The sequence below is a fragment of the Bacillus kalamii genome, assembly GCF_047238185.1.
GTDB lineage: Bacteria > Bacillota > Bacilli > Bacillales > DSM-1321 > Bacillus_AD.
On the sequence record NZ_JBDFMI010000006.1, the window covers coordinates 899,230 to 909,737 of the forward strand.

A 10,508-nucleotide genomic window follows, 5' to 3' on the forward strand; every position below is an offset into this window, starting at 1 on the left:
GAAAATTACAAATTTATAACATGTATTTAACAGAATAATTTAAAATTTTGTATATGTTAAAATAGGAGGATACTATGCACAGTTCAGTTTTTAAGTATATAACAGAAAACAGAGCGGGGATTTTGGATCAATGGATCAGATTGATGAAGGAAGAAAGCGATGACCGGATAGCTAAGGTTGTTTCAAACCAAATGTTTTATGAGACAAGCAATGAATTTATCGACCTGATCATTTCGAACGTTAAAGAATCTCATGGAGAATTCATTGATAAATTAACGGATTTTGCTGAAAAAGTAGTCAGATTGGGTTGGTCCCTTCCTTTCGTCATTACCGGATTGAAGAAATTTAATTATATTGTTATGGAAGGTATGGTAAAAGAAGGCGGGATTACTCCCGATAACCAAATTGAAATGCTGGCGGATTTTGAAAAATGGTCTGATCCGATGAATACGGAAATCATCAATACGTATACGCAAACGTGGGAAAAGACAGTATCTCTCCAAAAGATTGCATTACAGGAATTGTCCGCTCCTCTGATTCCAGTCCATGAAGGAATTACGGTTATGCCGCTGGTGGGCACAATTGATACGGAAAGAGCGAAGCAAATCATGGAGAATCTTCTCAATGGAGCTGTAAAGCACCGCTCTGAGGTTGTGTTGATTGATATTACCGGCGTGCCGCTTGTTGATACGATGGTTGCTCACCATATCATTCAAGCTGCCGAAGCCGTTCGCTTAGTAGGCGCTACCTGCATGCTTTGCGGAATCAGGCCTGAAATTGCCCAGACGATTGTTAATTTAGGAATCAATTTAAATGAAGTCATCACCAAAAATTCATTGAAGCGCGGCATAGAGGCTGCTTTGAAACTGACTAATAGAAAAATTGTTGAGGTAGAGGCGGAGGAAGTTGTATGAGAATACCTATATTAAAATTGTATAATTGCCTGTTGGTATCTATACAATGGGAACTGGATGATGCAACTGCTCTTGAATTTCAGGAGGATTTGCTGCGGAAAATCCACGAAACAGGCTCAAACGGTGTTGTTATTGACATCACATCCATTGATTTTATAGATTCCTTCATTGCCAAAGTGTTGGGCGATGTAGTGAGCATGTCTAAACTGATGGGGGCTAAGGTAGTCATTACAGGTATTCAGCCTGCTGTTGCTATCACTTTGATCGAACTTGGCATTACTTTGAACGACGTTTACACAGCTCTAGATTTAGAAAAAGGTTTAGAGAAATTGCAACAGGAACTGGGGGATTGAGTATGCATCAACCCTTTGTAAAAATAGTCAATGAATGGGACATAGTGGCTGCGCGGCAATTAGGCAGAAACGTGGCGAAAGAAGTAGGCTTCGGTACTGTCGACCAAGCGAGAATTACCACAGCCATCAGTGAACTTGCCCGAAATATTTATTTATATGCAGGTACAGGAAAAATATTCATTGAAAAAATAAATGAAGCAGGAAAAATTGGAATAGTGATCCAAGCGATAGACCAAGGGCCCGGTATACCGGATATTAGACGGGTTATGGAGGATGGCTATACTACTTCCGGCGGCCTTGGAGCAGGGATGCCTGGTGTCAAACGCCTGATGGATACATTTGAGATAGATTCCATTCCGGGAAAAGGCACTGATATTCGCGCAACGAAATGGCTCCGTTAGGGGGAAGTTAAATGCTTAAGAGTGAAAATATAGAAGAGATTTATCGGGATACGCTGACTGCTTATGTAAAGGAACAGAGCGAAGAGGTTCTTTACAAGGGGCAGCAGTTGAGCAGAAAAACAATTGAACATGATATAGCGCCTGAAGAAATTATCAGTTGGCATAAAAGTGTGCTGCTTGATTTATTTCCGGATATTCAATCAGGTGTGCTGGATTCTCTTGATTTTCTTCTGGAAGTCATGATGGGGTATGGATTGGCTTATAGGGAAAATCAAAGTTTACGTCATTTCCAACAAGAGCTTAAGTCCGAAATGGAGATTGCCGCCAACGTGCAGAATACCCTTTTGGAAACAAAAATACCGGTATTGCCTCAATTGGAAATTGGGGCCGTTTCGGTGCCTGCGAAACGGATGAACGGAGATTATTATCATTTTATCCAGGATGAAAAGCAATGTGTTGGTGTAGGGATTGCGGACGTCATCGGCAAAGGGATCCCTGCTGCTTTATGCATGTCTATGATCAAATATGCGATGGACAGCATACCGGATCAACGACATGAACCAAGCCATGTATTGAAGTCGTTGAACAGGGTTGTTGAGCAAAATGTGGATCCTAGCATGTTCATAACGATGTTTTATGGTTTGTATAATCCCTCTACATCCGTTTTTTCTTATGCTTCGGCAGGACACGAAATTCCGATGTATTATAATGCTTCCACCGGACAATTCGAAGACCTTTATGCCAAGGGGCTGTTGTTGGGGGTTAACAAGGATACCAATTATCAGCAATTCGAAAGACAGGTAGAAATAGGAGACATGATTATATTGATGTCGGATGGTGTGACAGAATGCCGTACGGATGAAGGATTTATTGAGAGAGAAACATTAGTGGATGAAATAAAAAAATACATAGATCTCCATCCTCAGGAAATTGTGATGAATGTCTATAAACACTTGGAAAAACTGCAGCATTTCCAACTGCGCGATGATTTCACTATGATCATTTTAAAAAGAGCTTCTTAAAATTGTTTTGTTTCCATATTAAGTGGGTATATAACGCATAACTAAATCTAGTTAGGACTATACAAGGTGGGAAGTGCCGTATGAATATTAAGATTGATGTGAAACAAGTAGATTCTATGATTAATGTAACAGTACAAGGTGAAATTGATGCATATACAGCCCCTGAACTCCGTGAAGCCCTTTATCCCTTGGCGGAACAGGAAGAAGTTAACATAACGGTTGATTTATCCGGTGTCGGATATATGGATAGCACCGGTTTGGGTGTGTTTGTTGGTTTATTTAAAAATGTCCGTGCGCATAATGGCGATTTTAAAATTGTAGGGATGTCTGATCGATTGAAGCGTTTATTTGATATTACTGGTCTGGCGGATATTATTCATATTACAAGCGATACAAAGGGTGGATTGTGATGAAAAAAGGCTATGATTACATTGAAATGAAGATCCCGGCAAAGCCTGAGTACATTGGTGTTGTTCGCTTGACTATTTCTGGAGTAGCAAGCCGTATGGGTTTTTCCTATGATGATATTGAGGATCTGAAAATAGCTACTAGTGAAGCCTGCACAAATGCTGTCCAACACGCCTATAAAGAAGAGGAAGACGGCGAGGTGACAATTGGTTTCGGCCTTTATCAGGACCGTTTGGAGCTTATGGTTGCAGACAGCGGCCAAAGCTGCGATTTTGATGAAGTGAGACAAGGATTGGGACCTTATGAAAAAGAGGTGCAGGTGGAGTTCCTTAGAGAAGGAGGGCTAGGGCTGTATCTGATTGAAACACTAATGGACAAAGTGAAAATACATCAGTATCAAGGTGTAACGGTCTTTATGACTAAGTTTGTTCAAGGAGAGCAGGTGGAGAGTGATGCAAAGACAATCTCAACCTAATCAAGAAACAAGAGAACAAGTAAACGCCTGGATTAGAGCATATCAACTCAATCAGGACGATGAGGCGCAAAATAATCTTGTTATGCATTACAAAGGATTGGTAGAGACTATATCCAGGAAATATGCAAAAGGACGTTCCTTCCAAGAGGATATTTATCAAGTGGGAATGATCGGTCTGCTTGGAGCGATTCGCCGCTATGATGAAACGTTCGGCAAAAGTTTCGAAGCCTTTGCCGTGCCGACTATCATCGGAGAGATCAAACGGTTCTTGAGGGACAAGACGTGGAGTGTCCATGTCCCTCGCCGCATTAAGGAGCTGGGGCCGAAAATCAAAGTGGCGGTTGAAGCCCTGACAACAGATTTGCATCGTTCACCGCGCGTGGAAGAAATTGCGGATTATCTAGAGGTTTCCGATGAGGAAGTATTGGAAGCGATGGAAATGGGTAAAAGCTATCAGGCGCTGTCGATTGACCATACTATAGAAGCGGACTCTGATGGCGGTACTGTAACCTTGCTTGATATATTCGGCAATGTGGAGGAAGGTTATGAAAAAGTAAACCAGCGGATGGTTTTGGAAAAGGTGCTGCATGTACTTTCGGAGCGGGAGAAAATGATCATCCAATATACATACTTGGATAACCTTAGCCAAAAGGAAGCTGGAGAAAAACTTGGCATTTCACAAATGCATGTGTCCCGTTTGCAGAGAAGAGCGATTAAAAAACTCCGTGAAGCAATCCATGCTGAAGGCAGCTCGGAGTTTGTTAGATGATCAATGACCTTATAAAAAATGAAAAAGTTGAAGTGAATGTTAGACAGGTAGCGAAAGATAATGCAAACTATTGCGGGGATTCATACTATTTCGCCACTACTGAATCCTATTTCATATGTGTGCTTGCCGATGGCCTGGGCAGCGGAGAGTACGCATATGAATCGTCCAGCGCTGTAACAAATATAGTTGCCCAATATCATGATTTGCCTCTCGAAGAGTTGATCGATAAGTGCAATTCTGCGCTGGTCAGCAAAAGAGGAGCCGCGGTAGCTATAGTGAAGTTCTTCTTTGAAACGAAAGAAGTCCATTTCATATCTGTCGGAAATATACGCTTTTTCATGTATAAACCTTCAGAGGAGAAGGTTATCTACCCGTTGCCGATTTCAGGTTTTCTATCCGGAAAGATAAGAAAGTTTAAGGGCCAGCGTTTTAAGTATGAACCATCTTCGCGTTTCTTTATCTTTTCAGATGGCATGGAGCTGAAAGAAATTAAATCGAATATCAGTAAAACGACATCGATTGATCTCCTGTCGGAAGTCATTTGGCATGAAAATGCCGCCCATGCGGATGATGTAACGTTTATAGTGGGGAGCCTGCTTCAATAATTGAAGCAGGTTTTTACTATTTTTGGCCGATTAGAAGTGGTGCAAGTTATTTGGTAAAATGAAGGGAAGACGAAATAATGGGAGGAACAATTGTGGAAACCATTCATATAAAACCGTTGGATGTAAGTAAAGCCATCGCCGGAGAATTGAAGCTGAGCCAAAGGCAAGTCCAACAAGTTATAACACTATTGGAAGAGGGAAATACAGTCCCTTTTATTGCCCGATATCGAAAAGAAATGACAGGCAGCATGGATGAGGTGCAGATCCGGGATGTTATGAATCGGTGGCACTATTTAGAGAATCTTCAAAAGCGGAAAGAAGAAATCCTCCGGTCAATTGAAGAACAAGGCAAATTGACTGAAGAGCTCAAGGGGCAAATTGCCTCTGCTGAAAAATTACAGCTACTTGAAGACTTATATCGCCCATATAAACAAAAAAGAAGAACAAAAGCGACAGTGGCGAAGGAGAAAGGATTAGAACCGCTAGCGCAGTGGATGCTTACATTTCCTAAATCCGGTTCTATAGATGAAGAAGCAGCAGCGTATATAAAGGAGGAGCAGGGGGTCCAATCTGTTGAAGAGGCGATTTCTGGCGCCAAGGATATTATTGCTGAAATGGTATCGGACGAACCGTCTTTACGCCAGTGGATTAGGCAGGCAACCTTTAATCAAGGGAGAATCCAGTCTGTGGTGAAGGATGAAAGCAAGGATGAAAAGCAAGTGTATGAGAATTATTATGAATACGAGGAGCCTGTCAATAAAATTGTTCCCCATCGTGTATTGGCCTTGAATCGCGGGGAAAAAGAAGAAGTGTTAAGGATATCGGTTAAAATAGACCCGGAGCGTATATACTCATACATACAAAGAAAGATGATTCCATATACCGGTTCAATTGTTGAAGAAATCGTTAAGGAGGCAATAGAGGATGCTTATAAGAGATTAATCCACCCTTCTATCGAAAGGGATATCCGTAATGAATTGACAGATAAAGCTGAAGACCAGGCAATTCATATCTTTTCTGAAAATCTCCGGAATTTACTGCTGCAGCCGCCTTTAAAAGGAAAAATGGTTCTCGGCGTCGATCCGGCTTACCGGACGGGATGCAAGCTCGCGGTGGTCGACCAAACTGGGAAGATGGAGCAGGTAGCGGTCATCTACCCTCATCCGCCAGCTGCAAAACGTGAGGCGGCATCCGCTACAATAAAAGAAATCATTAAGCGTTATTCGATTGAAGTCATTGCAATCGGAAATGGCACAGCCTCAAGAGAGACGGAACAATTTGTAGCGGATATACTGAAAGAATTGGATAATACAATCTACTATATAATTGTTAATGAAGCAGGAGCATCTGTTTATTCGGCTTCCGATTTGGCCCGTGAGGAATTTCCGGATCTTCACGTAGAAGAGAGAAGTGCAGTGTCCATTGCCCGCCGTTTGCAGGACCCATTGGCAGAATTGGTGAAAATTGACCCGAAATCAGTCGGTGTGGGCCAATATCAGCATGATGTATCTCAAAGGAAGTTAAATGATTCTTTGGCTTTTGTTGTGGAAACAGCCGTCAACCAAGTTGGAGTCAATGTAAATACAGCTTCTTCCTCTCTACTGCAATATGTGGCTGGGCTTTCCAAAAGCGTAGCTTCCAATATTGTGAAGAAAAGAGAAGAGGAAGGTGCATTCTCATCAAGAAAGCAGTTGAAGAAAATTCCGCGGCTTGGGGCAAAGACCTATGAACAATGTATAGGTTTCCTCAGAATTCCGAATGGCAAGGAACCTCTTGATTCGACTGCCATCCATCCTGAAAATTATGAAGTGGCTATTCGATTGCTTGCTAACCTCGGATTTTCTACAAAGGATATCGGCTCAACGGCTCTTCGCCAGTCATTGAAGGAAATGGACATAAAAGAAATGTCCGAGGAGCTGGGGATTGGCCAGGTGACGCTAAAGGATATGGTAGATACATTAATGAAGCCTGGAAGAGATCCGAGAGATGAGATGGCCAAGCCGTTATTGAAAAAAGATGTCCTGAAAATGGAGGATTTATCCCCAGGCATGGAACTCCAGGGGACAGTCCGCAATGTAGTTGATTTTGGGGCATTCATCGATATTGGAGTCAAGCAGGATGGCCTGGTCCACATATCGAAGATGAGCAAATCATACGTCAAGCATCCTCTGGATATTGTGTCTGTCGGAGATATAGTGACTGTTTGGGTTGAGCAGGTTGACAGCAAGAAACAACGTGTATCTTTAACGATGCTTCAGCCGGAAGGGTAAAATTAGTAGGGTACTGCGCCAGAGAAAGGGCAGTGCCCTTTTGTTTTCAGCCTTGCAGTTCATCCTTGTTTGTCTTGCGGTAAAAATACCAGCATTGATTGAGGACTTGAACCTGTTGTGCGTTCTTTTCGAAAAAGGCTTTTCTGATTTGTTTTTCTAACCATATTGGCATTTCTGTGAATCCCCCTTCTTATAAAAGTGTGATTCATTGTATGCTATAATGGTTTGTCACGTTTCATATAGAAGGGCGGGGAAAACGTTGAATGATGATCAATTGCAGAAATTAACGGAGGAACTTTCGCTTCGCGATTTCGATAAACCATTTATGCACAAGGCCTATTTTAATAAACGGCTGCGTACGACTGGAGGCAGATATATGCTGCATAGCCACCATATAGAGATTAATCCCCGTTATTATGACCAATTCGGGGAAAACGAGTTGGTTGGGATTATTAAGCACGAATTATGCCATTATCATTTGCATATTGAAGGAAAGGGCTATAAGCATAGAGACAAGGATTTTAGAATACTTCTGCAAAAAGTGGATGCGCCCCGGTTTTGCTCCGTTCTTCCTGAGAATAACAAGAGAAAGATACAAACACTTTATTATTATGAGTGTTCAATTTGCCATACGTTGTATGTCCGTAAACGGAATGTTGATCTAAAAAGATATGCTTGCGGGAAATGCAGAGGAAAGCTGAAAAAGGTCCGATCAGGCAAATAAATAGATTTTAATCAAAAATAACGGATGGACTCTTGACAGGTTGAATCAACATCTTTATAATCTAAATAGTCGATAGGATAACAAGTTGCTTGCTAATCCTGTTAAATACTATTCCGCAGTAGCTCAGTGGTAGAGCACTCGGCTGTTAACCGAGCGGTCGTAGGTTCGAATCCTACCTGCGGAGCCATTTTTATGTTGTGGGGAAGTACTCAAGAGGCTGAAGAGGCGCCCCTGCTAAGGGTGTAGGTCGCGTAAGCGGCGCGAGGGTTCAAATCCCTCCTTCTCCGCCATAATATCAAAATAACCATAATGAAGTTACCTATATAGAACAGGGCCCGTTGGTCAAGCGGTTAAGACACCGCCCTTTCACGGCGGTAACACGGGTTCGAATCCCGTACGGGTCATGAATGATAATAGGGAGGCATTCAATTTGCTTCCCATTATTTATCTGATAAAAATTAAAAAAAGCTTGCATTCTAAAATCGGAATGTGATATGATAAGTGGGTTGCTTCTGATAGGTCAAGTTAGAAATAACGTAAAGAAACTATTTAGAAATAACAACAGACATCATTGGGCTATAGCCAAGCGGTAAGGCAACGGATTTTGATTCCGTCATGCGAAGGTTCGAATCCTTCTAGCCCAGCCATTGATGAGCCATTAGCTCAGTTGGTAGAGCATCTGACTTTTAATCAGAGGGTCGAAGGTTCGAATCCTTCATGGCTCACCATTATATGCGGGTGTGGCGGAATTGGCAGACGCACCAGACTTAGGATCTGGCGCCTTACGGCGTGGGGGTTCAAGTCCCTTCACCCGCACTTTTAAAAAAAGAAAACTTTTTTTTAAAAAAACTGTTGCAAACATCGAGTTATAGTGATATAATAAATGATGTTGCTAACAACTTCGCGGTCGTGGCGGAACGGCAGACGCGCTAGGTTGAGGGCCTAGTGGGGGAAACCCCGTGGAGGTTCAAGTCCTCTCGGCCGCACCAACGACATCTTATGAATATGCGCCCGTAGCTCAATTGGATAGAGCGTCTGACTACGGATCAGAAGGTTATGGGTTCGACTCCTTTCGGGCGCGCCATATTATTTTAAAATACCTATTATGCGGGTGTAGTTTAGTGGTAAAACCTCAGCCTTCCAAGCTGATGATGAGGGTTCGATTCCCTTCACCCGCTCCAAAAAAATGTTCTTTGAAAACTAAACAAGACAACACGTCAACGTTAATTCTAAACGAAGTTCCAACAGAGTTGGAACAAACAAGTTTTATCTTATGAGCAAGTCAAACACTTATTGGAGAGTTTGATCCTGGCTCAGGACGAACGCTGGCGGCGTGCCTAATACATGCAAGTCGAGCGGACAGAAGGGAGCTTGCTCCCGGAAGTCAGCGGCGGACGGGTGAGTAACACGTGGGCAACCTGCCTATAAGACTGGGATAACTCCGGGAAACCGGGGCTAATACCGGATAGTTTCTTCCTCCACATGGAGGAAGAGGGAAAGATGGTTTCGGCTATCACTTATAGATGGGCCCGCGGTGCATTAGCTAGTTGGTAAGGTAACGGCTTACCAAGGCAACGATGCATAGCCGACCTGAGAGGGTGATCGGCCACACTGGGACTGAGACACGGCCCAGACTCCTACGGGAGGCAGCAGTAGGGAATCTTCCGCAATGGACGAAAGTCTGACGGAGCAACGCCGCGTGAACGAAGAAGGCCTTCGGGTCGTAAAGTTCTGTTGTTAGGGAAGAACAAGTACCAGAGTAACTGCTGGTACCTTGACGGTACCTAACCAGAAAGCCACGGCTAACTACGTGCCAGCAGCCGCGGTAATACGTAGGTGGCAAGCGTTGTCCGGAATTATTGGGCGTAAAGCGCGCGCAGGCGGTCCTTTAAGTCTGATGTGAAAGCCCACGGCTCAACCGTGGAGGGTCATTGGAAACTGGGGGACTTGAGTACAGAAGAGGAAAGCGGAATTCCAAGTGTAGCGGTGAAATGCGTAGATATTTGGAGGAACACCAGTGGCGAAGGCGGCTTTCTGGTCTGTAACTGACGCTGAGGCGCGAAAGCGTGGGGAGCAAACAGGATTAGATACCCTGGTAGTCCACGCCGTAAACGATGAGTGCTAAGTGTTAGAGGGTTTCCGCCCTTTAGTGCTGCAGCAAACGCATTAAGCACTCCGCCTGGGGAGTACGGTCGCAAGACTGAAACTCAAAGGAATTGACGGGGGCCCGCACAAGCGGTGGAGCATGTGGTTTAATTCGAAGCAACGCGAAGAACCTTACCAGGTCTTGACATCCTCTGACACTCCTAGAGATAGGACGTTCCCCTTCGGGGGACAGAGTGACAGGTGGTGCATGGTTGTCGTCAGCTCGTGTCGTGAGATGTTGGGTTAAGTCCCGCAACGAGCGCAACCCTTGATCTTAGTTGCCAGCATTCAGTTGGGCACTCTAAGGTGACTGCCGGTGACAAACCGGAGGAAGGTGGGGATGACGTCAAATCATCATGCCCCTTATGACCTGGGCTACACACGTGCTACAATGGATGGTACAAAGGGCAGCGAAACCGCGA

General features: G+C 43.7%; 11 protein-coding genes, 9 tRNA genes and 1 rRNA gene (1 of these 21 running past the window's edge). 20 read left to right on the forward strand and 1 reads right to left on the reverse strand.

The features are described from left to right. The first annotated feature begins 74 nt into the window (after positions 1 to 74). From ABC357_RS22295 to ABC357_RS22335, 9 genes are all read left to right on the forward strand, one after another. On the forward strand, positions 75 to 914 hold the full coding sequence (locus ABC357_RS22295) for an RsbT co-antagonist protein RsbRA (protein WP_412889716.1): 840 nt from the start codon (positions 75 to 77) through the stop codon (positions 912 to 914). Next, entirely contained in the window at positions 911 to 1,267 is a 357-nt protein-coding gene (locus ABC357_RS22300) for an STAS domain-containing protein (RefSeq protein WP_412889717.1), read from the forward strand. The genes ABC357_RS22295 and ABC357_RS22300 overlap by 4 nt, the downstream gene beginning before the upstream one ends. A 2-nt stretch (positions 1,268 to 1,269) precedes the next feature. Further along, positions 1,270 to 1,668 (forward strand): anti-sigma regulatory factor, encoded by a 399-nt coding sequence (locus tag ABC357_RS22305; protein WP_412889718.1) that lies wholly within the window; start codon positions 1,270 to 1,272, stop codon positions 1,666 to 1,668. 11 nt (positions 1,669 to 1,679) lie between these two features. Continuing rightward, on the forward strand, positions 1,680 to 2,690 hold the full coding sequence (locus ABC357_RS22310; protein WP_412889719.1) for a PP2C family protein-serine/threonine phosphatase: 1,011 nt from the start codon (positions 1,680 to 1,682) through the stop codon (positions 2,688 to 2,690). Positions 2,691 to 2,770: 80 nt separating this feature from the next. Next, positions 2,771 to 3,100: an anti-sigma factor antagonist gene (locus ABC357_RS22315; RefSeq protein ID WP_412889720.1), complete on the forward strand. Its 330-nt coding sequence runs from the start codon at positions 2,771 to 2,773 to the stop codon at positions 3,098 to 3,100. Beyond that, positions 3,100 to 3,573, forward strand: coding sequence for an anti-sigma B factor RsbW (rsbW, locus tag ABC357_RS22320; RefSeq protein WP_412889721.1), 474 nt, complete (start codon positions 3,100 to 3,102; stop codon positions 3,571 to 3,573). The genes ABC357_RS22315 and rsbW overlap by 1 nt, the downstream gene beginning before the upstream one ends. Beyond that, on the forward strand, positions 3,551 to 4,342 hold the full coding sequence (gene sigB / locus ABC357_RS22325) for an RNA polymerase sigma factor SigB (RefSeq protein ID WP_412889722.1): 792 nt from the start codon (positions 3,551 to 3,553) through the stop codon (positions 4,340 to 4,342). The genes rsbW and sigB overlap by 23 nt, the downstream gene beginning before the upstream one ends. Then, positions 4,339 to 4,947 carry a PP2C family serine/threonine-protein phosphatase gene (locus ABC357_RS22330; protein ID WP_412889723.1) on the forward strand — a complete coding sequence of 203 codons (609 nt, stop codon included), beginning with the start codon at positions 4,339 to 4,341 and terminating at the stop codon, positions 4,945 to 4,947. Before sigB ends, ABC357_RS22330 begins: the two co-directional genes overlap by 4 nt. Before the next feature lie 77 nt (positions 4,948 to 5,024). Next, positions 5,025 to 7,217 (forward strand): Tex family protein, encoded by a 2,193-nt coding sequence (locus ABC357_RS22335; RefSeq protein WP_412889724.1) that lies wholly within the window; start codon positions 5,025 to 5,027, stop codon positions 7,215 to 7,217. A 46-nt stretch (positions 7,218 to 7,263) separates the two neighbouring features. Here the strand turns inward: ABC357_RS22335 and cmpA are convergent, their stop codons facing one another. Beyond that, complete coding sequence (gene cmpA / locus ABC357_RS22340; protein WP_412889725.1) at positions 7,264 to 7,389, reverse strand: cortex morphogenetic protein CmpA; 126 nt, start codon at positions 7,387 to 7,389, stop codon at positions 7,264 to 7,266. A gap of 87 nt (positions 7,390 to 7,476) precedes the next feature. Between cmpA and ABC357_RS22345 the strand changes: the two genes are divergently transcribed. The 11 genes from ABC357_RS22345 to ABC357_RS22395 all read left to right on the forward strand — a co-directional run. Further along, the gene (locus tag ABC357_RS22345) at positions 7,477 to 7,941 is read left to right on the forward strand and encodes a SprT family protein (protein WP_412889726.1); all 465 of its coding nucleotides are present in this window, start codon (positions 7,477 to 7,479) and stop codon (positions 7,939 to 7,941) included. 112 nt (positions 7,942 to 8,053) lie between these two features. Further along, positions 8,054 to 8,128, forward strand: a tRNA-Asn gene (locus tag ABC357_RS22350). A 12-nt stretch (positions 8,129 to 8,140) separates the two neighbouring features. Next, positions 8,141 to 8,231 (forward strand) — tRNA-Ser (locus ABC357_RS22355). 42 nt (positions 8,232 to 8,273) lie between these two features. Then, positions 8,274 to 8,345 (forward strand) — tRNA-Glu (locus ABC357_RS22360). A gap of 168 nt (positions 8,346 to 8,513) precedes the next feature. Continuing rightward, positions 8,514 to 8,588: transfer RNA gene (locus ABC357_RS22365), tRNA-Gln, on the forward strand. 5 nt (positions 8,589 to 8,593) lie between these two features. Further along, positions 8,594 to 8,669 (forward strand) — tRNA-Lys (locus ABC357_RS22370). Between the two features lie 6 nt (positions 8,670 to 8,675). Then, positions 8,676 to 8,757: transfer RNA gene (locus tag ABC357_RS22375), tRNA-Leu, on the forward strand. 87 nt (positions 8,758 to 8,844) lie between these two features. Continuing rightward, positions 8,845 to 8,930: transfer RNA gene (locus tag ABC357_RS22380), tRNA-Leu, on the forward strand. A gap of 18 nt (positions 8,931 to 8,948) precedes the next feature. Beyond that, positions 8,949 to 9,025: transfer RNA gene (locus tag ABC357_RS22385), tRNA-Arg, on the forward strand. 23 nt (positions 9,026 to 9,048) lie between these two features. Next, positions 9,049 to 9,122 (forward strand) — tRNA-Gly (locus tag ABC357_RS22390). Between the two features lie 109 nt (positions 9,123 to 9,231). After that, a 16S ribosomal RNA gene (locus ABC357_RS22395) occupies positions 9,232 to 10,508 on the forward strand; it runs 274 nt beyond the window's last position.